General features: G+C 62.0%; 25 protein-coding genes. 16 read left to right on the top strand and 9 right to left on the bottom strand.

Annotated elements, in window-relative coordinates:
* Positions 1–121: 121 nt before the first annotated feature.
* From QK296_RS08760 to QK296_RS08745, 4 genes are all read right to left on the bottom strand, one after another.
* Positions 122–1,453: a deoxyguanosinetriphosphate triphosphohydrolase gene (locus QK296_RS08760; RefSeq protein ID WP_282390823.1), complete on the bottom strand. Its 1,332-nt coding sequence runs from the start codon at positions 1,451–1,453 to the stop codon at positions 122–124.
* 165 nt (positions 1,454–1,618) lie between these two features.
* Positions 1,619–1,960 (bottom strand): hypothetical protein, encoded by a 342-nt coding sequence (locus QK296_RS08755; RefSeq protein ID WP_003189922.1) that lies wholly within the window; start codon positions 1,958–1,960, stop codon positions 1,619–1,621.
* Positions 1,957–2,361 carry a phage holin family protein gene (locus QK296_RS08750; protein ID WP_032892696.1) on the bottom strand — a complete coding sequence of 135 codons (405 nt, stop codon included), beginning with the start codon at positions 2,359–2,361 and terminating at the stop codon, positions 1,957–1,959. The genes QK296_RS08755 and QK296_RS08750 overlap by 4 nt, the downstream gene beginning before the upstream one ends.
* 2 nt (positions 2,362–2,363) lie before the next feature.
* Positions 2,364–2,678, bottom strand: coding sequence for a YqjD family protein (locus QK296_RS08745; RefSeq protein ID WP_003189926.1), 315 nt, complete (start codon positions 2,676–2,678; stop codon positions 2,364–2,366).
* A gap of 345 nt (positions 2,679–3,023) precedes the next feature.
* On the opposite strand from QK296_RS08745, the gene QK296_RS08740 reads away from it, so the two are divergent.
* Complete coding sequence (locus QK296_RS08740; protein ID WP_003189927.1) at positions 3,024–4,232, top strand: ammonium transporter; 1,209 nt, start codon at positions 3,024–3,026, stop codon at positions 4,230–4,232.
* Here QK296_RS08740 and QK296_RS08735 read toward each other — a convergent pair.
* Positions 4,219–5,949 carry a monovalent cation:proton antiporter-2 (CPA2) family protein gene (locus QK296_RS08735; protein ID WP_282390822.1) on the bottom strand — a complete coding sequence of 577 codons (1,731 nt, stop codon included), beginning with the start codon at positions 5,947–5,949 and terminating at the stop codon, positions 4,219–4,221. The genes QK296_RS08740 and QK296_RS08735 overlap by 14 nt on opposite strands.
* Before the next feature lie 249 nt (positions 5,950–6,198).
* Here QK296_RS08735 and QK296_RS08730 point away from each other — a divergent pair, with 249 nt between their 5' ends.
* From QK296_RS08730 to QK296_RS08720, 3 genes are all read left to right on the top strand, one after another.
* Positions 6,199–6,435 (top strand): glutaredoxin family protein, encoded by a 237-nt coding sequence (locus tag QK296_RS08730; RefSeq protein ID WP_282390821.1) that lies wholly within the window; start codon positions 6,199–6,201, stop codon positions 6,433–6,435.
* Between the two features lie 74 nt (positions 6,436–6,509).
* Positions 6,510–6,845, top strand: a complete 336-nt coding sequence (locus QK296_RS08725; protein WP_003189932.1) for a hypothetical protein — start codon at positions 6,510–6,512, stop codon at positions 6,843–6,845.
* 69 nt (positions 6,846–6,914) lie between these two features.
* Complete coding sequence (locus tag QK296_RS08720) at positions 6,915–7,805, top strand: pseudouridine synthase (protein ID WP_094774924.1); 891 nt, start codon at positions 6,915–6,917, stop codon at positions 7,803–7,805.
* A 55-nt stretch (positions 7,806–7,860) separates the two neighbouring features.
* On the opposite strand, the gene QK296_RS08715 is transcribed toward QK296_RS08720, so the two are convergent.
* Together QK296_RS08715 and mobA are read right to left on the bottom strand one after the other, a co-directional pair.
* Positions 7,861–8,082 carry a YgdI/YgdR family lipoprotein gene (locus QK296_RS08715; RefSeq protein ID WP_003189935.1) on the bottom strand — a complete coding sequence of 74 codons (222 nt, stop codon included), beginning with the start codon at positions 8,080–8,082 and terminating at the stop codon, positions 7,861–7,863.
* Positions 8,083–8,161: 79 nt separating this feature from the next.
* Entirely contained in the window at positions 8,162–8,764 is a 603-nt protein-coding gene (mobA, locus tag QK296_RS08710; protein WP_282390820.1) for a molybdenum cofactor guanylyltransferase MobA, read from the bottom strand.
* 76 nt (positions 8,765–8,840) lie between these two features.
* Here mobA and moaB point away from each other — a divergent pair, with 76 nt between their 5' ends.
* Complete coding sequence (gene moaB / locus QK296_RS08705) at positions 8,841–9,380, top strand: molybdenum cofactor biosynthesis protein B (protein ID WP_032892684.1); 540 nt, start codon at positions 8,841–8,843, stop codon at positions 9,378–9,380.
* Positions 9,364–10,590: a gephyrin-like molybdotransferase Glp gene (gene glp / locus QK296_RS08700; protein ID WP_282390819.1), complete on the top strand. Its 1,227-nt coding sequence runs from the start codon at positions 9,364–9,366 to the stop codon at positions 10,588–10,590. The genes moaB and glp overlap by 17 nt, the downstream gene beginning before the upstream one ends.
* Positions 10,591–10,824: 234 nt before the next feature.
* On the opposite strand, the gene QK296_RS08695 is transcribed toward glp, so the two are convergent.
* Both QK296_RS08695 and QK296_RS08690 read right to left on the bottom strand, forming a co-directional pair.
* Entirely contained in the window at positions 10,825–11,154 is a 330-nt protein-coding gene (locus tag QK296_RS08695) for an EscU/YscU/HrcU family type III secretion system export apparatus switch protein (protein ID WP_003189945.1), read from the bottom strand.
* Complete coding sequence (locus QK296_RS08690; RefSeq protein WP_282390818.1) at positions 11,151–12,728, bottom strand: flagellar hook-length control protein FliK; 1,578 nt, start codon at positions 12,726–12,728, stop codon at positions 11,151–11,153. Before QK296_RS08690 ends, QK296_RS08695 begins: the two co-directional genes overlap by 4 nt.
* Positions 12,729–12,927: 199 nt before the next feature.
* Between QK296_RS08690 and ccmA the strand changes: the two genes are divergently transcribed.
* From ccmA to QK296_RS08640, 10 genes are all read left to right on the top strand, one after another.
* Positions 12,928–13,563, top strand: coding sequence for a cytochrome c biogenesis heme-transporting ATPase CcmA (gene ccmA, locus QK296_RS08685; RefSeq protein WP_003189949.1), 636 nt, complete (start codon positions 12,928–12,930; stop codon positions 13,561–13,563).
* Positions 13,560–14,228, top strand: a complete 669-nt coding sequence (ccmB, locus tag QK296_RS08680) for a heme exporter protein CcmB (RefSeq protein ID WP_003189951.1) — start codon at positions 13,560–13,562, stop codon at positions 14,226–14,228. The genes ccmA and ccmB overlap by 4 nt, the downstream gene beginning before the upstream one ends.
* Before the next feature lie 87 nt (positions 14,229–14,315).
* A complete protein-coding gene (locus QK296_RS08675; protein WP_003189953.1) occupies positions 14,316–15,071 on the top strand; it encodes a heme ABC transporter permease in 756 nt (251 codons plus the stop codon).
* Positions 15,068–15,244 (top strand): heme exporter protein CcmD, encoded by a 177-nt coding sequence (ccmD, locus tag QK296_RS08670; protein ID WP_003172771.1) that lies wholly within the window; start codon positions 15,068–15,070, stop codon positions 15,242–15,244. Before QK296_RS08675 ends, ccmD begins: the two co-directional genes overlap by 4 nt.
* A complete protein-coding gene (gene ccmE / locus QK296_RS08665) occupies positions 15,241–15,699 on the top strand; it encodes a cytochrome c maturation protein CcmE (RefSeq protein WP_034135169.1) in 459 nt (152 codons plus the stop codon). Before ccmD ends, ccmE begins: the two co-directional genes overlap by 4 nt.
* A 3-nt stretch (positions 15,700–15,702) precedes the next feature.
* Positions 15,703–17,691 carry a heme lyase CcmF/NrfE family subunit gene (locus tag QK296_RS08660; protein WP_003189956.1) on the top strand — a complete coding sequence of 663 codons (1,989 nt, stop codon included), beginning with the start codon at positions 15,703–15,705 and terminating at the stop codon, positions 17,689–17,691.
* The gene (locus QK296_RS08655) at positions 17,688–18,224 is read left to right on the top strand and encodes a DsbE family thiol:disulfide interchange protein (RefSeq protein ID WP_003189958.1); all 537 of its coding nucleotides are present in this window, start codon (positions 17,688–17,690) and stop codon (positions 18,222–18,224) included. The genes QK296_RS08660 and QK296_RS08655 overlap by 4 nt, the downstream gene beginning before the upstream one ends.
* Positions 18,221–18,694, top strand: coding sequence for a cytochrome c-type biogenesis protein (locus tag QK296_RS08650; RefSeq protein ID WP_003189960.1), 474 nt, complete (start codon positions 18,221–18,223; stop codon positions 18,692–18,694). Before QK296_RS08655 ends, QK296_RS08650 begins: the two co-directional genes overlap by 4 nt.
* Positions 18,687–19,877 (top strand): c-type cytochrome biogenesis protein CcmI, encoded by a 1,191-nt coding sequence (gene ccmI / locus QK296_RS08645; protein ID WP_032892671.1) that lies wholly within the window; start codon positions 18,687–18,689, stop codon positions 19,875–19,877. The genes QK296_RS08650 and ccmI overlap by 8 nt, the downstream gene beginning before the upstream one ends.
* Before the next feature lie 16 nt (positions 19,878–19,893).
* Positions 19,894–20,301, top strand: a complete 408-nt coding sequence (locus tag QK296_RS08640) for a lipoprotein (protein ID WP_034135170.1) — start codon at positions 19,894–19,896, stop codon at positions 20,299–20,301.
* Positions 20,302–20,557 lie beyond the last annotated feature (256 nt).

Raw genomic sequence — 20,557 nt, 5'->3', positions numbered from 1 at the left:
TCGGCGGGTCCGTTGGGGGCGCGCGTGATTATTCTTCGTGCGCCTGTACGAATTCGATCAGGCCGCTCTGTTCCCATCGTAGGGCAATTCGCTTCAGGGAACAGGCAGCTGGATGGAGTCGTTATTGAGGGCTGGAGCGCCCAGTCATTTCCCGTGCCATTTCGGTGGCGTAGCTGTCGGTCATACCGGCGATGAAGTCGATCATGCGCAGGAAAGAGGCGTGCAGCGGCCAGGCGGGGTCCGGCGCGCTATTGCCCAGCAAATCGAGAATGCGCCGGTTCTTGAACGACGGCGTGCGCCCGCCATGTTGCTCCAGGGCCGCGCCGCAAAAGGCATTCAGCAGAATTTCCAGGGTGGTGTAGGCCCCGATCTCATGCAATGTCTTGCGCTTGTCCTGGAAGATCTTCTTGCGCGCCATGTCCTTGGCATCCAGCACGCAGCGCTTTGCCGGGCCGTGCATGTGCTCCACCAAGTCACCGGGCAGCGTGCCGGCCAACAGGGCGTCCTGCTGTTCGACAAACGCCTGCGCCGCCGCATTGGTCAGGTGCTCGATGGCTTTGCCGCGCAGGATCGCCAGCTTGCGGCGACGTGAGTCCATTGGGCCCAGTTGGCGATAGGTTTGCGGCAGGTCATCGCCGACCAGGTTCAGCAGCAGCGACTCGACTTCGGCGTACTGCAGAAGCTCCATTTCCAGGCCGTCTTCCAAGTCGATCAGCGCATAGCAGATATCGTCGGCGGCCTCCATCAGGTAGACGAGCGGGTGACGTGCCCAGCGTTGCTCCTCCAACTGGGGCAGGCCAAGCTTGTGGGCGATCTGCTCAAGAATCGGCAGCTCGCTCTGATAACAGCCGAACTTGTGTTTCTTGTAGCCCAGCGAGTCGGCGTGGCGGGCGGTCCAGGGGTATTTGAGGTAAGTGCCCAACGTGGCGTAGGTCAGCCGCGTGCCGCCGTCGAACTGATGGTATTCAAGTTGGGTGAGTACCCGAAAGCCCTGGGCATTGCCTTCGAAGTTCAGGAAGTCATTGCGTTCCGCGCCGCTCATGTCATCCAGCCAGCCGCGCCCGGCGGCCTGTTGGAACCAGTGGCGAATGGCGTCTTCGCCAGAATGCCCGAATGGCGGGTTGCCGATGTCATGGGCCAGGCAGGCCGATTGCACCACCATGCCCAGGTCGCTCGGGTCGCACCAGTCGGGCAGGGCGCTGCGCAGGGTTTCGCCCACGCGCATGCCGAGTGAACGCCCCACGCAGCTGACTTCCAGGGAGTGGGTCAAGCGTGTATGGATATGGTCGTTACTCGAAACCGGATGCACTTGGGTCTTGCGGCCCAGGCGCCGGAACGCGCCGGAGAAAATAATGCGGTCGTGATCTTTGTGGAAGGGGCTGCGGCCCAGTTCTTCAGGGCTGTGCAGGGTTTTTCCAAGACGTTCGCGGGTCAGCAGGGTGGGCCAATCCAAGGCGCAGGTTCTCCGTAACGTGAATGACAGTTCCAGCTTCCCGCTTCGGCTTTTGTGATGCAAGCGAATCCAGCGGTAAGCCGAGTCGATATCAATTAACAGCCAGCGCAAAAAACCGCAATGACCAGCACGTGTCTGGTCATTGCGGTCATCGGCTCACGCGTATCAGCTTTTGCGCGAAGAGCTCTGCATGGCCAACTTGATCAGCGGGATCAACCCGGCACCCAGCCGCACCAGGCGCGTGACGCTGCTGATGCTGCCGCCCTTGGCGCCTTTGCCGGTAAAGAAGCCCATCAGCGTGACCGCCGCCACGCCCCACAACGGCGCGTGCTTGATGCCCAGGCTGTCCTGCCAGTTGTGGCGCATGTTGCGCATTTTGTGCAGGGGCGCCATGAGTTGTTGGGACTCATGCCGGATTTCCTGGCGGTGCATTTCCATGCGCAGGCGGATCAAGGCTTTGCGCATTTCCCGGCGTGACGTGTTTTGCGGGATCTCAGTCATGCTCATGGCAGCAGGCGCTCCCGGTCATTGGCCAGTTCTTCGAGCGTGGCGTGGAAGGGCGTGGACTCATCGAACACCGCCGCCTTCAAGCGCACACCGCAGAACGCAGCGGCCAGGCTATAGAACACGCACAGGCAGATGATACCGGTGAGGCGATAGCCTGTGTCCCACACCAGGATCATCACCAGTGTCGACAACCCCACCAGCAACAGCAGGGCAAACACCAACGCCAGGCCGGCAAACAGCAACAGGCTGACGGTGCGGGCCTTTTGCTCTTGTAATTCAATGCCGAACAACTCGACGTGACTGTGCAGCAAGCCCAGCACAGCTGCGCCCAGGCGTCGGGAGGTCGAACCGCTTGCTGAGGAATGTGCGCTCGAAGATGAGCTGGATTCGCCGATAGACATGGTTAGCGCCTTGTAGCCAGCAGACCGATCAAAAAGCCTACGCCGGCAGCAATGCCGACCGACTGCCATGGGTTGGCTTGCACGTAGTCTTCGGTGGCAGTGATCGCCGCCTGGCCGCGCTCGCGCAGTGAGTCCTCAGTCAGTTGCAAGGTCTCGCGGGCCTTGAGCAGGCTCTCGTGGATCTTGGTGCGCAGCTCGTCAGCCTGGTCACCGGCCAGCACGGCGGTGTCGTCCAGCAACTTTTCGGTATCGCTGACCAGGGTTTGAAAATCCTCCATCAGTATCTCTTGAGCAGTCTTTGCTGTTTTACCGGCCATGGTTGTCTCCGTGGGTAGCTGATCTGTACGTGTGGTTTCGAGTCGCGGCGTTGGCTGAAGGTTCAGTGCAATTGTGTGGTACAGCTTTTGCTTTGCCTTGGTGCGCAGGCTTTAAGGCCTGCGCTGAATCCGGGCGGTCGAGGTAAACACCTTGAAAAACCTTACCCTAAATCACTCAACTTCGCGGAAAAACCCTATCGGCAACGGCCTGTTGTGTTGAACGCTGCGCTAAAGCGGTTCACGCCCTCTGAAGAGGGGCGAAGCCGGCGGTGCCAATTTAGTGCGCGAAACTCTGGCTTGAACCGCTTTGGTGCTTTTTGCCTTGATGCAGGCCTGCCAACCTCCATGGAAAACTTGCAAAGCGCAGTGGACACTCTTGTCCACAGTTCCAACACCCTGTTCATCCTGATTGGCGCGGTCATGGTACTGGCCATGCACGCCGGCTTTGCCTTCCTTGAAGTCGGCACGGTACGCCAGAAGAACCAGGTCAACGCCTTGTCGAAAATCCTCAGTGATTTTGCGATTTCAACGCTGGCCTATTTCTTTATAGGCTATTGGATCTCCTACGGTGTGAGCTTCCTGCAACCGGCCGCCGTCATCAGCGCCGATCATGGTTACGGCCTGGTAAAGTTTTTCTTCCTGCTGACGTTTGCCGCGGCGATTCCGGCGATCATTTCCGGCGGGATTGCCGAGCGTGCGAAGTTTGCGCCGCAGTTGTGTGCCACCGCGCTGATCGTGGCGTTTATTTACCCGTTCTTCGAAGGCCTGGTGTGGAACGGCAACTTTGGCTTGCAAGCCTGGCTGCTCGTAACCTTTGGCGCCAGCTTCCACGACTTTGCCGGCTCCGTGGTGGTGCACGCCATGGGCGGCTGGCTGGCGCTGGCGGCGGTGTTGCTGCTGGGCCCGCGCAATGGGCGCTATCGCGAAGGGCGCCTGGTGGCGTTTGCGCCGTCGAGCATTCCTTTCCTGGCGCTGGGCTCGTGGATTCTGATCGTGGGCTGGTTCGGCTTTAACGTGATGAGCGCGCAAACCCTCAATGGCGTCAGTGGCCTGGTGGCCGTCAATTCGCTGATGGCCATGGTCGGTGGCACCGTGGCTGCCCTGGTGATTGGCCGTAACGATCCCGGTTTTCTGCACAATGGTCCCCTGGCCGGGTTGGTGGCGATCTGCGCCGGCTCCGACCTGATGCACCCGGTGGGCGCGTTGGTCACGGGCGTGGTGGCTGGCGGCTTGTTCGTGTGGTGTTTTATCGCTGCCCAATCGCGCTGGAAGATCGATGACGTGCTGGGCGTGTGGCCGTTGCATGGTTTGTGTGGTGTGTGGGGCGGCATTGCCTGCGGCATCTTCGGGCAGACCGCCCTGGGTGGGCTGGGCGGTGTGAGCCTGATCAGCCAGTTGATCGGCACCGGGCTGGGCGTGGTCGTGGCGTTTGGCGGCGGCTTGCTGGTGTACGGCGTGATCAAACGCGTGCAAGGGCTGCGCTTGACCCAGGAGCAGGAGTATTACGGCGCGGACCTGTCGATCCACAAGATCGGCGCGGTCAGTCAGGATTGATCGGCGCTTCTTCATCTGTATGTGGCGGCGGGTAAAAACCGTGTAGCAGGCGGTAGCGGTTGTGCCGTACCTCATCCACCCGTGCCTGCACCTGTTGGTCCGGCAGGCCCAGCAGGATCAGGGCATGGGCGGCGAGCATCAGGCTCGACTCCAGCAACTCGGGCACCACTTCGCTGGCGCCCGCGGCCTTGAGCTCAGCCAACTGGCTGTCATCGCGGGTGCGCACCAGGATCGGCACGTCGGGGTTGATCTGCCGCGCCTCCTTGAGCACCACCAGGGCGACATCGCTGTTGTCCACCGCGATCACCACCAACCGCGCCCGCTCCAGGCCGACGGCGCTGAGCAAGGCGCCACGGCGGCAGTCGCCGTAATGCACGCTGCTGTCCTCGGTGGCGGCTTCCTGCACCCGTTCGGGGTCATCATCCAGGGCGATAAACGCCTGTTGTTCGCGGCGCATAAAGCGCCCGATGGACTGGCCTACGCGGCCATAGCCGCAAATCACCACGTGCCCGCGCAGTTGGGCATTGAGCGCGGTGATCTGCTCCAGTTGCACTTGCTGGTTGGGCTTGCGGTGCAGGCGCAGGGCAACGGCCGGTGCCGCACGCAACAGCAGCGGTGTCAGCAGCATCGAGCAGAAGGTGGCGGCCAATAGCAAGCCGTTGAACTCATCGGGAATCAACCGGCTCTGCTGCATCTGCGCCATCAGCGCAAAACAGAACTCGCCGCCCTGGGCCAGCGCCAGGCCGCTGCGCCAGGCCGTTTCGGCGTCGCTGTTACGCCATTTGACCAGCGCCGCGACCACCATGCCTTTGACCAGCATCAACGTGAGCGTCAGGCCGAAGATCAACAGGCTGTGGCTGACGAACAACTGCAGGTCGATAAGCATGCCGATGCTGACAAAAAACAGCCCCAGCAGAATGTCGCGAAACGGGCGGATATCCGCTTCGATCTGGTGCCGGTAATGACTCTCGCCCAGCAACATGCCGGCCAGGAACGCGCCGAGGGCAGGGGACAGCCCCAGCAGGTGGGTGAGCCAGGCGGTGAGCAAGACAATCACCAGCGCCAGCAGCACAAACAGCTCCGCCGAATGCGACGCGGCGACTTCACGGAACAGGCGCGGCAGCAACCAGCGGCTGGCGAACAACAGGCCCACGAACAGCACCACGGTCTTGCCCAGGGTCAGCGGCAGCGCCCAGTACCAGGCTTGGTCACTGCTGCCGGCAAACACCGGCACCAATGTCAGCAGCAACACCGCCACGACGTCCTGAAACAGCAACACGCCTATCGCGTTCTGGCCATGACTGCTGAAGATCTCACCGAGGCTGGTCAACTCTTTGCTGACAATGGCCGTGGACGATAACGTCAGCCCTGCGCCCAGCAGCAGCGCGATGCCGGGTGCGAGGCCAAAGCCCATTAGTAATGCGCCCAGCAATGCCCCACACCCCAGCACTTGCAGGCTGCCCAGGCCAAATACCACGCTGCGCAGCGCCAACATTTTCGACAGGGAAAACTCCAGCCCCAGGGAAAACAGCAGGAACACCACGCCCATCTCGGCGAGGTCCGGCAGGTCTTCGTTGTCATTGACCCAATCCAACGCGGTGGGCCCCACTGCCAGGCCAACGCACAGGTAGCCCAGCACAGGGGGCAGTTGCAGCCGGCGAAACAGCGCAATCACCACCAGGGATGAGGCCAGGATAATCAGCAGGTTGGCGAACACAGGCATCTCCGTTGCAGGGTGAGCGGCAAAAAAGCCGCGAGAATCGCTGAATCAGTTATAGGCCATGGTGATCTGGGTCAGGCTTTTTGCACCGTAGGAGCGAGCTTGCTCGCGAAAAACGTCAACGCTAGCGCGCAGGGTCCTGAATGAGCGCGGCGCACGGGAGCTTTTCGCGAGTCAAGCTCGCTCCTACAAGGGGCTTGTTGGGCTTAGAATGGACGTTCGTTTTGTGACCTGAGTCCTTTGATCATGCTTCCTGAATGCCAGCTGTTCGGCACCCTGGGTTGCCATCTGTGTGAGATCGCCGAAGCCGAAATCATGCCGCTCGTCGAACACGGGCTGTTGGTGGAGTTGGTGGATATCACCGATCCCCAGGACCTGACAGACGTCTACGGCCTGCGGATTCCGGTGCTTCGCCGCACGGACACCAAGGCGGAACTGGACTGGCCGTTCGACACCGATCAGGTGGTTGCCTTCCTGCGCTGAGATTTATGCGATGGCGGCTTTTCAAATATTCAGTTACTGTATATTCGTACAGCGATTGAATAGAGGGAACGCCCGTGGTGAATGTTGAACAACTTAAAAGCAGCGTCAATCGCATGTCCGCCGATGTGGTGCGCGACGCGGTGAACGAGCTGCGCCTCGATGGCCTGGTCACGGAAGGCAAGACGCCGTTTAACAAAGTGCATTTCAACACCTGCTTCGCGGAAATCGAGGCGCTGTTCCAGCGCGCCGGTTATCACAAGCAATTGGATGTGGTGGGTTATCAGGGCTTGCTCTACGCGCTGTATGACCCGGGCCGTTGGGAAGCGGTGGACGTGCTGCGCTGGCTCAAGGAGTTCACCGAGGCGGCGAGCGCCTCGCCGGTGCTGCGGGCTCAACTGGCCAAGGCCTGAGATAGGCCCTAGGCAATCGCACGCCATGGGCGATAATGCCCGCCTGTTTTCCAGGCTTTGAGCGTCAGCATGTCTACTTGCGTTTTTTCTCCCTCCCAGCACCAAGCCAGCACCCTGTACTTGCCGCCGGGCTCCTGGGGGACGGTGCTCGACTGCCTGTGCGCACACTTCCCGGCCATTGGCCGTGAACAGTGGCTGGACCGCATTGCCCGAGGCCGGGTGCTGGATGTCAACGGCAGCCCGATCAGCCTGGGCCTGGGCTACAAGGAAGGCCTGTGCATCTATTACTTTCGCGAAGTGCTCAACGAGAAAGTGATTCCGGTGCAGGAAAGCATCCTGTACGCCGATGAGCATCTGGTGGTGGCGGACAAACCGCATTTCCTGCCAGTGACACCCGCTGGCGAGTACGTCGAGCACACTTTGTTGCGCCGCTTGATCCGGCGCCTGGACAACCCCGCTCTGGTGCCTCTGCACCGTATCGACCGGCATACGGCGGGGTTGGTGCTGTTCTCCGCCAACCCGCATAGCCGTTCGGCCTATCAGCAATTGTTTCCCACGCGACGTATCGACAAATTCTACGAAGCCATCGCCCCGGCCTTGCCGCATCTCAGCTTCCCGTTGGTGCACAAAAGCCGCTTGGTGGATGGCGAACCTTTCTTTCGCATGCAGGAAGGGCCGGGCGCTAGCAACACTGAGACGGCGGTAGAGGTGCGCGAGAAAAATGGCGATCTATGGCGCTACGGCCTGTTCCCGGTGACCGGCAAGAAGCACCAGCTGCGCGTGCACATGACGGCGCTGGGAGCGAGCATCTGCAATGACCCGTTCTACCCCGAAGTGATCAAGGACGCCGAGGATGATTACGCAAGGCCACTCAAGCTGTTGGCCCAAGGCGTGCGTTTTATCGACCCGGTGAGCGGCCAGGAGCGCAGCTTCCGCAGCCAGATCACCTTGGACTGGTAAACCCCAGGAACAACAAGGCCCGCGCTAGGCGGGCCTTGTGTGCGAGCGTTAAGACTTACAGGTCTTTAACAGTGCGAACCTGATCTTTGTTGATTCGGGTGTGCTTGCCGTCCAGCTGTTCGAATTCGTAGAAGCCCGAATCTTCATCGTATTTCGGGGTGTCGACGGCCTGGATTTCGCGACCGTCATTCAGGGTGATCACTGTTGGCGAAGCGCAACCGGCGAGGGTGGCGAGGCCCAGTGCAAGCATGAGAGCGGCGATGGTCCGTTGAGTCATGAGTTTGTCTCCGAGAGAATACTTTTAAATTGCTGACCTTGTGACGTACGAGACGCCGGCAAAGTTCCTTGTGCAGGGTTCATTCTGACATGCCAGCCCCGGGGTGCAACAGCTCGGGCGTATTAAGATTGGCCAGGCGCGGGTCATTGGCCGGGCATTGCAGGGCCACCGCGCCCAGTTGCAGCCAGAGCTTGCGCGGGCTGCGTTCACCCGCTTGCCACGCCTGTTCCATCTGGTTTTTCAGGCTTGTGGGGATGATGCACAGCAAGGGTTCCCAGTCTTCACCCTGGCGCACCATCACCGGTAGCTGCGGGTTGCGTCGTGAGGTCGCACGCAGGTCGGCCAGCAACCGCGCATCGATCTGCGGCACATCGCAAGGCAAGATCAGCAGATGCGCATGGCGTGCGGCGAAGAGTCCTGCGCGGATACCGGCCAGCGGGCCGGGGAAGTCCGGGCTGTCATCGCTCACTTGTTGGTCGGCATAGAGCGCGTAGCGTTCATGGTTGCGGTTGCACGAGATGATCAGGTCATTGGTGAGTGGCCGGGCCAACTGGTGCAGGTGGGCGATCAAGGGCTGGCCTTGCCATTCCAGCAGCCCTTTGTCCTGGCCGCCCATGCGTTGGCCGCGACCTCCGGCCAACAACAGGATTGAACACGGCAGGGAGGAAAATTCAAAGCTCATGGTAGTTGCGCTGCGGCAGGTAAACAGGGGCCTGTGATATAACATCGGGCTGTTCCTTCGACAACCGGACCGTGCCATGAAAGCCAAGGCCGATGCGCCCTTTGTACCCCTCAATATTGCTGTATTGACCGTCAGCGACACCCGCACCCTGGAGACTGACACCTCCGGCCAGGTCTTCGTCGACCGCCTCACCGCCGCCGGCCACCACCTGGCCGAGCGCGTGCTGCTCAAGGACGACCTCTACAAGATCCGCGCGCAGGTGGCCCACTGGATCGCCGAAGACGTGGTGCAAGTGGTGCTGATTACCGGCGGCACCGGCTTCACCGGCCGCGACAGCACGCCTGAAGCAGTGAGCTGCCTGCTCGACAAGCAGGTCGATGGTTTCGGCGAGCTGTTCCGCCAGATCTCCGTGGCCGATATCGGCACCTCCACCGTGCAATCGCGCGCCTTGGCGGGGTTGGCCAATGGCACCCTGGTGTGCTGCCTGCCGGGCTCCACCAATGCCGTGCGCACTGGTTGGGACGGCATCCTTGCCGAGCAACTCGATAACCGTCATCGCCCGTGCAACTTCGTCCCGCACCTCAAGCAGGCCGAGCCTTGTGAATCCCGTGGGTAAGCCCGGCAAGACCGGCGCCCTGATGCCGGTGGAAGCGGCCTTGCAGCGTTTGCTCGACATGGCTGGCGCTGCACCGATCCGCGAGCAGCAAGTGCTGCCCCTGGCTGAGTGTGATGGCCGGGTATTGGCCCAGGACTTGATCTCCACACTCGACCTGCCGCCGTGGCCCAACAGTGCCATGGACGGCTACGCCGTGCGCCTGGCGGACTGGACCGGCGAACCCTTGGTGGTGAGCCAGCGTATTTTCGCCGGCACTGCTCCTGAACCCTTGGCGGCCGGTACCTGTGCGCGCATTTTTACCGGCGCGCCGGTGCCCCAGGGGGCGGACTGCGTGCAGATGCAGGAAAACGCCATGGTGCATGCCGACCAGCGCGTCAGTTTTACCGAGCCGTTGCACAAGGGCGACAACATCCGTCCCCAGGGCCAGGAGACCACCGTCGGCGAGACCGTACTCAATGCCGGCACCCGTCTGGGCCCCATCGAGCTGGGGTTGGCCGCGTCCCTTGGGCGTGATCGACTCGAGGTGGTGCGGCGCGTGCGCGTGGCCGTGTTGTCGACCGGCGATGAGCTGATCGAGCCAGGGCTGCCGCTCGGCCCGGGGCAGATCTACAACAGCAACCGCCGCGTGCTGTGCAGTTGGCTGGTGCGCATGGGCTGTGAAGTGATTGATGCCGGGATTTTGCCGGATGATCTGGAACAGACCCGCGCGCGCCTGGCGGGGCTGGGCAGCGTTGACCTGATCCTCTCGACCGGCGGTGTGTCGGTGGGCGAAGCGGACTTCCTCGGCATTGCCTTGCGCGAAGAGGGTGAGCTGGCGCTGTGGAAGTTGGCGATCAAGCCGGGCAAGCCGCTGACCTTCGGGCATTTTCGTGGCGTGCCGGTGATCGGCCTGCCGGGCAACCCGGCCTCGACCCTGGTGACCTTTGCGCTGTTGGCGCGCCCGTATCTGCTGCGTCGCCAAGGTGTGATGGAGGTGCAGCCGTTGCGCTTCGAAGTGCTGGCAGGGTTTGTCTGGCCCAAGCCTGGCAACCGTCGCGAGTACCTGCGTGGGCGGATCGAACAGGGCAAGGCGATCATCTACCGCAACCAAAGCTCCGGGGTGCTGCGCAGTGCGGCATGGGCTGAGGGTTTTGTGGAGGTGATGGAAGGGACCACGTTGGCCATTGGCGACCGGGTCAATTTCATTCCCTTGAGCGAAGTCCTGAGCTGACCGCGCGCTAAAAAATGTGGGAGCTGGCTTGCCTGCGATGGCGGCCTGCCAGCCGCCCCCTATCTACCTGACACCCCACGATCCAACTGTGGGAGCTGGCTTGCCTGCGATGACGCCCTCACAGCCGACCAATATCTACCTGACACCCCAACGATCCAACTGTGTTGACTGCCAAGCCGCCTTCGCGAGCAAGCCCGCTCCCACAGTTGGTTGGTGTATGGGCCTCATGAGCAATCAGTAATCGTCACCCTGCTCAGTGACGTCCCGCTCCACTGGCCCTGCATCCGGGTCGTAGCCCACTGGGAACTTGCCCTTCAACGTCCAGGCAAACGCAATGATTTCGGCAATGGTGCGGTACAGCTCCTCTGGAATGCTGTCGCCCAGTTCCATGCGCGCCAGCAGTTTCACCAGCTCGGGGTTTTCATAGATGGGGACTTCGTTCTCCCGTGCCAATTTGAGGATGGCTTCGGCCAGGGCATCATCGCCTTTGGCCGTCAGGGTGGGGGCCTGTTGGCCGTCATACTTGAGGGCGATGGCCTGGCGGGGTGGGGCGGCGTTTTTCATGCGGTTTCATCCACCCAGCGTTGTTCCAATCCGGTTTTTGGTCCGCGTGGCGGGGTGCCCAGATGGCAATCCAGGTCGCCGACGTTGAGCCCGGATGACACCAGGCGCTCGCGCAGGCTGCCCAAGTGGCTTTCGATCAGGCTGGCGGTGAACGGGCGGCTGGCCCACAGCTGGCTGGATAGTTTGCCTTGGGACAGCTGCGCCTGAACTTGCAACGGCCCCAGCGGCTCCATGTCGAAGGCAAGTTCGACGCGCCAGAGCATTTGTTTCGGGTCTTTTTTATCCTTGCGCTCGGGCTGGTCCTTGTCTGGCGCGGGCTCCTCGCGCTGGAACTTGACCTGCAACGGCACGATGTCTTGCAGAGTGCGCAGGGGGATTTCCAGCTGCCAGGTCGTTTGCAGGCGGCCGTCGGCGGTGGTGCCGGTCTGTTCCAGGCTCGACAGTTGATGGCTCTGCAAGCGCGAGATCGCCCCGGCGGCCAGGCGCAGCAGGTTTTCCAGGTCGCCTTCACCTTCCAGTTTTGCCATCAGTCTTTCGGGCAGCGGGAAGCCGGCGGGTATCTGCCGGGCGCCGACCTGGCCGAGGGTGTTCAGCGGGCTGCGCACAAAGTGCGGCAACACCTGGGCCAGGGTATTGGCGGCGAGGATCGCATTCAGGTTGGTGCTGGCGGGCAGGGCAGGCAGCAGGTCTGCGACCAGGCGTAACAGCGCGCCTTTCATGTCCAACGGTGGGATTTGCGGGTTCTGCCCGGCAAGCAATTTGGCTTCCAGAAAGGCGCCGCTGTTCTGCACCACCTGGGCCAGTACCTTGGGATTGCTGACCTGCGCCAGATCGGGCAAGGCCGCCAATAATCGCTCGGCGGCGGCCCGCAGCTCAGCCGATGTGCTGTCACCACGGGGCAGGTTTTGCAAGGCGCTAAACACCGTGTCCAGCGAGCCTTGGCGACTTTGCTGAGTGGCGAGTTGTTGCGCCACGGCCAGTTGGTCTTTCAAGCCGCTCAGCGGTACGAAGTTCAGGGTTTGCGCGTTCTGCACCACGGCACTGAGCAAGCTGCCCACCCTCAACGGCTGGGGGCTTTCCAACGTCAGGGTGGTACCGGCCAGGGCGTTATTGAGCACACTCACCAGCGAGCGATAGATCGCCGGTTGCGCCGTGCCCTGAGGCAGCATCTGCGTGGTCAGCACTTTGGCTTGCAACAACGTACCCACCGGCATTTGCGTGGTGTCGAGGCGGGTGAGGGCGGCCACATTGGCGCTCATGGCTTGCTGCAAGGTGATGGCCAGGTTGCCCGCAGGTGTCTGGCTTACCGCCACATTGCTGCCCAGGGGCAGGGGCTGGGCACTGCTGGCCTGCACCAGGGTTTGTCGGCCGCCTGCGAGGGTCAACTTGAGCAGCAACTGAAAGGCCTCGCCGCCTTGTTTAAGCGCGATGACCTCAGCGTTCACGGTTTTCCCCGGCTCGATCAACCCGGCCTGTGGCTCCAGCAGTTTGAGCAACGCGCCGGCCCCAGGCAGTGGAGCAGGCCCGGGCGTGGAGGCTGGCGGCAGTGGAGGAAGATTGATCTCACCGGTCATCGTACGCATCGTCTCTGGGGAAATTGCCCTCTTTAGAGTAGGGCATCGCATGTATAATGCCGCCCGTCTGCAAAGAGAGCGGTAAAAACTCACAACTATTTGATCCAGCTCTCTAAAATCGGTCGCCAAAGCCGTTATTGTGCATCTCTCTATAACGGCCGCTGCACCGCCGACTTGAACCGTAAAGGCCCGCGATCTTTTGACCAGCCCTCTTCTTGAAGCCGTAGCGCTTGCCTGTGAACGCGACCTGCGCCTGCTGTTCGAGCAACTCGACCTGCGGCTTTCGGGTGGCGACATGGTGCAAGTCAGTGGCCCCAATGGCAGCGGCAAGACCAGCCTGCTGCGCCTGCTGGCCGGGCTGATGCAGCCGACGGCCGGCGTGGTGCGTCTCAACGGCAAGCCGTTGAACGAACAACGTAGCGAGCTGGCGCGCAACCTGGTCTGGATCGGCCACGCCGCCGGCATCAAGGACGTACTCACCGCTGAAGAAAACCTCAGTTGGCTCAGCGCCCTGCATCATCCTGCTTCCCGTGACGCCATCTGGCAGGCCCTGGCCGCGGTGGGCCTCAAGGGCTTTGAAGATGTTCCCTGCCACACCCTGTCTGCCGGCCAGCAGCGCCGCGTGGCCCTCGCCCGCTTGTACTTGACCGGCCCGCCGCTGTGGATTCTCGACGAACCCTTCACGGCCCTCGACAAACAAGGCGTGGCTCAACTCGAAGCGCACCTGGCCCAGCACTGCGAACAAGGCGGCCTGGTGGTGCTCACCACCCACCACACCTTGGCGCGCATGCCGGCTGGCTACCGTGAGCTGGACCTGGGGCGGTGGTCGCTATGAGTGTGTTCGCCCTGTTGGTGGCCCGTGAAGCCCGACTGCTGTGCCGTCGCCCCGCCGAACTGGCCAACCCGCTGGTGTTCTTTGCCATCGTGATTGCGCTGTTCCCGCTGGCGGTCGGCCCGGAGACTAAACTGTTGCAAACCTTGTCCCCGGGACTGGTGTGGGTCGCCGCGCTTTTATCGGTTCTGCTATCGCTGGACGGGCTGTTTCGCAGTGATTTCGAAGACGGTTCCCTGGAACAGTGGGTCCTTTCGTCGCACCCTTTGCCACTTCTGGTACTGGCCAAGGTGCTGGCACACTGGGCTTTTTCCGGCTTGGCGCTAGTCTTGCTCTCGCCACTGCTTGCCATGATGCTCGGGTTGCCCGTTGAATGCCTGCCGGTGCTACTCCTGTCCTTGTTACTCGGCACGCCGGTGCTCAGCCTGTTGGGGGCGGTGGGCGCAGCGTTGACGGTCGGCTTGAAGCGTGGCGGGCTGTTGCTGGCTCTGTTGATTCTGCCTTTGTATATCCCGGTGTTGATCCTGGGCAGTGGCGCGTTACAAGCCGCGCTTATGGGCATGCCGGCGACCGGTTACCTCTTGTGGCTTGGCAGCCTGACCGCCCTGGCGGTAACCCTGACACCTTTTGCTATAGCCGCCGGCCTGAAAATCAGCGTCGGCGAATAATGAGGTCTGACCCTGCGTTAACGACGCGGAGTCAGTAAAGACCCTGAGCTTTTCGCCACGACGAAAAGCACCGTGATGGAAACAACAATGAACTGGACCTGGTTTCACAAGCTCGGCTCGCCCAAATGGTTTTATGGCATCAGTGGCAAGCTGCTGCCGTGGTTGAGTATCGCCGCCATCCTGCTGATCGGCATCGGCCTGGTCTGGGGCCTGGCCTTCGCGCCGCCGGACTATCAGCAAGGTAACAGCTTTCGCATCATCTATATCCACGTGCCTGCCGCGATGCTGGCCCAGTCCTGCTATGTGATGCTGGCGGTGTGCGGCATCGTCGGCCTGGTCTGGAAGATGAAGCTGGCCGATGTGGCCCTGCAATGCGCCGCGCCCATCGGCGCGTGGATGACCGCCGTGGCGCTGGTGACCGGTGCAATCTGGGGCAAGCCGACCTGGGGTTCGTGGTGGGTGTGGGATGCGCGCCTGACCTCGATGCTGATCCTGCTGTTCCTGTATTTCGGCCTGATCGCCTTGGGCAACGCCATCAGCAACCGCGACAGCGCCGCCAAGGCCTGCGCGGTGCTGGCGATTGTCGGCGTGATCAACATCCCGATCATCAAGTACTCGGTGGAGTGGTGGAACACCCTGCACCAGGGCGCCACCTTCACCCTCACCGAAAAACCGGCGATGCCCGTGGAAATGTGGGCGCCGTTGCTGCTGATGGTGCTGGGCTTTTACTGTTTCTTCGGTGCCGTATTGCTGCTGCGCATGCGCCTTGAAGTGCTCAAGCGTGAAGCCCGTACCAGTTGGGTCAAAGCCGAAGTGCAAAACTGCCTGGGAGCACGCGGATGAGTTTTGCTTCTTTCAGTGATTTTCTCGCCATGGGCCACCACGGCCTGTATGTCTGGACGGCCTATGGCATCTGCCTGGCGGTGCTGGCCCTCAACGTCGCCGCGCCGATCCTGGCCCGCAAACGTTACCTGCAACAAGAGGCGCGACGTCTGCGCCGGGAGACTGAAAAGTGAATCCGCTGCGTAGAAAGCGTCTGTTGATCATCCTTGCCATCCTGGTCGGCGTCGGCATTGCCGTGACCCTGGCCCTGAGCGCCTTGCAGCAGAACATCAACCTGTTCTACACGCCCACCCAGATCGCCAATGGCGAAGCGCCGGTCGATACGCGCATCCGCGCCGGCGGCATGGTGGAGCAGGGCTCGTTGAAGCGTTCCGGCGATTCGTTGGACGTGACCTTCGTGGTCACCGACTTCAACAAGGCCGTGACCATCACCTATCGCGGCATTCTCCCGGACCTGTTCCGCGAAGGCCAGGGCATTGTCGCCCTGGGCAAGCTCAACGCCGACGGCGTGGTAGTGGCTGACGAAGTGCTGGCCAAGCACGATGAAAAATACATGCCGCCCGAGGTCACCAAAGCCTTGAAAGACAGCGGCCAAACCGCGCCCGCCGCCCCAGCCAAGGAGGGCTAAGCCATGACGTCCGCACTGTTTATTCCTGAGTTGGGCCAGTTGGCGATGATCCTCGCGCTGTGCTTTGCGGTGGTCCAGGCCGTGGTGCCCTTGCTGGGTGCCTGGCGCGGCGATCGCCTGTGGATGAGCCTGGCGCAGCCGGCCGCCTGGGGCCAGTTCGCTTTCTTGCTGTTCGCCTTTGGTTGCCTGACCTACGCCTTCATGACCGACGATTTTTCCGTCGCCTACGTTGCCAACAACTCCAACAGCGCCTTGCCCTGGTACTACAAGTTCAGCGCCGTGTGGGGCGCCCACGAAGGTTCATTGCTGCTGTGGGCCTTGATCCTCGGCGGCTGGACCTTCGCTGTCTCGGTGTTCTCGCGCCAATTGCCGCAAGTGATGCTGGCGCGGGTGCTGGCGGTGATGGGCATGATCAGCATCGGTTTCCTGCTGTTCCTGATCATGACCTCCAACCCGTTCACCCGCATCCTGCCGCAGATCCCGGTGGACGGTCACGACCTCAACCCGTTGCTGCAGGATATCGGCCTGATCGTGCACCCGCCGATGCTCTACATGGGCTATGTGGGCTTTTCCGTGGCCTTCGCGTTCGCCATCGCCGCCTTGCTCGGCGGGCGTCTCGACGCCGCCTGGGCGCGCTGGTCACGGCCATGGACCATCGTCGCCTGGGCCTTCCTCGGTATCGGTATCACCTTGGGCTCATGGTGGGCCTACTACGAACTCGGCTGGGGCGGCTGGTGGTTCTGGGACCCGGTGGAAAACGCCTCCTTCATGCCGTGGCTGGTGGGCACCGCGCTGATTCACTCCCTGGCCGTTACCGAAAAACGTGGTGTGTTCAAGAGCTGGACGGTACTGCTCGCCATCGCGGCGTTTTCCCTCAGCCTGCTCGGCACTTTCCTGGTGCGCTCGGGCGTGCTGACCTCGGTGCATGCGTTTGCCTCAGACCCTGAGCGCGGCGTGTTTATCCTGATCTTCCTGCTGTTTGTCGTCGGCGGTTCGCTCACCCTGTTTGCCCTGCGCGCGCCGGTGGTCAAGAGCCAGGTCGGTTTCAACCTGTGGTCGCGGGAAACCCTGTTGCTGGGCAATAACCTGGTGCTGGTGGTGGCCGCGTCGATGATCCTGCTCGGCACGCTCTACCCGCTGGTGTTGGACGCCTTGAGCGGCGCCAAGCTGTCCGTGGGGCCGCCGTACTTCAATGCGTTGTTCATCCCGCTGATGGGCCTGTTGATGGTGGTGATGGCGGTCGGTGTGCTGGTGCGCTGGAAAGACACCCCGGTGAAATGGCTGGCGGGCATGCTGATGCCGGTGCTGCTCGGCAGCGTGGCCCTGGCGGTGATCGCCGGGTTTGCCTACGGCGACTTCAATTGGGCGGTACTCGCGACGTTCCTGCTGGCGGCCTGGGTGTTACTGGCTGGCGTGCGTGACATCGTCGACAAGACGCGTCACAAGGGTTTGCTCAAGGGCCTGCCCACCCTGACCCGCAGCTACTGGGGCATGCAGATCGCCCATATTGGTATCGCGGTGTGCGCCCTTGGGGTGGTGCTGTCCAGCCAGAACAGCGCCGAGCGCGACCTGCGCCTGGCGCCGGGCGAGTCCATGGACCTGGCCGGTTACCACTTCATCTTCGAAGGTGCCAAGCACTTCGAAGGGCCGAACTTCACCTCCGACAAAGGTACTGTGCGCGTGGTGCGCAATGGTAAGGAAATCGCCGTGCTGCACCCGGAAAAACGCCTGTATACCGTGCAGAGTTCGATGATGACCGAGGCTGGCATCGACGCCGGTTTCACCCGTGACCTGTATGTGGCCCTCGGTGAACCCCTGGGCGATGGCGCCTGGGCCGTGCGCGTGCATGTCAAACCCTTCGTGCGCTGGATCTGGTTCGGCGGGTTGCTCACCGGGTTCGGCGGGTTGCTCGCGGCGTTGGACCGGCGCTATCGGGTCAAGGTCAAGAGCCGGGTGCGTGAAGCGCTGGGCCTTTCGGGAGCTGCGGTATGAAGCGTTGGTTGATGGTTGTGCCGCTGGCGTTGTTTTTGCTGATGGCGGTGTTTTTGTATCGCGGGTTGTACCTGGACCCGGCCGAGCTGCCCTCGGCGATGATCGGCAAGCCGTTCCCCGCCTTCAACCTGCCAACGGTGCAGGGTGACAAGACCCTCACCCAGGCCGACTTGCAGGGCAAGCCGGCGCTGGTCAACGTGTGGGCCACCTGGTGCATCTCTTGCCGCGTCGAACATCCGGTGTTGAACAAGCTGGCCGAGAAGGGCGTGGTGATCTACGGCATCAACTACAAGGACGACAATGCGGCGGCCTTGAAGTGGCTGGCGGAATTTCATAACCCGTACCAGCTGGATATCCGCGACGAAGACGGCAACCTGGGGTTGAACCTGGGCGTTTACGGCGCGCCAGAAACCTTCTTCATCGACGCCAAGGGTGTGATTCGCGACAAGTTCGTCGGCGTGATCGACGAAACGGTGTGGCGCGAACAGCTGGCCGCCAAGTACCAGGCGCTAGTCGATGAGGCCAAGCCATGAAGCGTTGGTTGACCGCAGCTGTTTTAGCCCTGGGCCTGGCTGGTGTGGCCCACGCCGCCATCGACACTTATGAATTTGCCAACGACGCCGAGCGCGAGCGTTTTCGCGACCTGACCAAGGAACTGCGCTGCCCCAAGTGCCAGAACCAGGACATCGCCGACTCTAACGCCCCGATCGCCACTGACCTGCGCCGAGAGATCTTCCGCATGCTGGGGGAGGGCAAGGACGACCAGCAGATCATCGACTTCATGGTCGACCGCTACGGCGATTTCGTGCGCTACAAACCGGCGCTCACCGGCAAGACCGCGCTGCTGTGGTTTGGCCCGGCCGGGCTGTTGCTGGCCGGCGTGGTGGTGATGGCCGTGATCGTGCGCCGTCGCCGCGTTGCACCGATTGATGGCGCTGATGCGCTGTCCCCTGAAGAGCGCAAACGCCTCGACCAATTGCTGGACACCAAGACTGATGATTGATTTCTGGCTCGCAGCCGGTTTGCTGCTACTGATTGCCCTGAGTTTCCTGTTGATCCCTGTGTTGCGTGGCCGTCGTGCCCAGCGCGAAGAGGATCGCACCGCGTTGAACGTGGCGCTGTACCAGGAACGTGTCGCCGAGCTGCAAGCGCAGCAGGACGAAGGTGTGTTGAATACCGCGCAACTCGACACGGGCCGCGCCGAAGCGGCCCGCGAGTTGCTGGCCGACACCGAAGGCGTGGAAAAGCCCCGTGAATCGCGGTTAGGCAAACCGCTGCCGTTTTTGGCGGCGTTTCTGGTGCCTGTGCTGGGCGTTGCGCTGTACCTGCATTATGGGGCGAGCGACAAGGTTGAACTGACCCGTGAGTTTTCCCAACCGCCGGTGTCCATGGCCGACATGACTCGCCGCCTGGAGCGCGCCGCCGCCGCGCAACCGGATTCGGCAGAAGGTTTGTACTTCCTTGGGCGCGCCTATATGGCCCAGGACCGTGCCGCCGATGCCGCCAAAGTCTTTGAACGTACGGTTGCATTGGCCGGGCGCCAACCGGAATTGCTCGGCCAATGGGCCCAGGCGCAGTACTTTGCCGACAACAAACAGTGGTCGCCGAAGGTTCAGGCGCTGACCGACGAAGCCTTGAAGCTCGACCCCAAGGAAGTCACCAGTCTCGGCCTGCTGGGTATCGCCGCCTTTGAGGGCCAGCGTTATCAGGAAGCCATCGACTACTGGAACCGCCTGCTCGCGCAATTGCCGCCAGAGGACAACTCCCGCGTCGCCTTGCAAGGCGGAATTGACCGCGCGGCAGAGAAGCTCAAGGAGAGCGGTGGCAGCGTCGTACAGGCGCCCAAGGCGCTGCTTAAAGTGCGTGTGGACCTATCCGCCGAGGTCAAAGCCAAGGCCCTGCCAGGCGACAGCGTGTTCATCTTCGCCCGCGCCGTTAACGGCCCGCCGGCGCCCTTGGCGGCCAAGCGTGTGACCGTCGACGCATTGCCCGTTACCGTCGAACTGGGCGATGCCGACGCGATGATGCCGCAGTTGAAACTGTCCAACTTCCCCGAAGTCCAACTGGTTGCGCGCATATCCCGGGCCGGCCAACCGACCACTGGCGAATGGATCGGCCGCAGCCAACCGTTGGCCAGCAGCACCACTGCGCTGCAGCAATTGACCATCGACACTCCGGACCAGTAATTCTGAGGACACGCCCATGACCGCATATGCACGCATCACCCTGCTCAGCCTGGTACTCGGCCTGAGCGCCTGTGCGGTCCACCGCCCACCTGCGGCGCCGACCGGCCCGACTATTCCACCTGTTGGCCCATCTACGCAGCCGAGCACCAAGCCCAGCACCAAACCTTCCGGCCCCGTGACACCGGCGCCCAAACCTCTGCCAAGCAAATCGCCGACCTTCGCCCCACCGCCGGGCGCCGCCAGCCATTGGGACGGCAAGATGCAGGTGTATGTGCTGGACGACCAGCCTGACACCTTCTACCGCCAGCGCACCTACTACCGCTGGAGTAACGGTTGGAGCCGCTCCATCAGCCCCAATGGGCCATGGGAAGAAACCAATGTGCAAGGCGTGCCGCCGGGGTTGAGCAAGCAGTACGCGCAATGACAAAAGGCGACCGTGTTCAGGTCGCCTTTTTTATTTTCGATTTGGAATGCTATTAACTGACGGAGCTGGCTTGCCTGCGAAGACGGCCTAACAGTCAACACAGTTGGACCGGGTACATATCCGTTATTTAGGTAACGGCCACCTAGGGTTCCGCTCTGACAGCGGGTCACTTTTGGAAAAGAGCCCGGAATGCCGGCCCAGCCAAAAGTAACCAAAAGGGCTCTTGCCCCACCACTCGGCACCTCGCTTAGGCTCG

Origin of the sequence: Pseudomonas sp. AL10, assembly GCF_029960685.1 — a bacterium.
Taxonomy (GTDB): Bacteria; Pseudomonadota; Gammaproteobacteria; order Pseudomonadales; family Pseudomonadaceae; genus Aquipseudomonas; species Aquipseudomonas lactis.
Note: the sequence above shows the minus strand (reverse complement) of the source record. Positions and strands in the feature narration are given on the sequence as shown.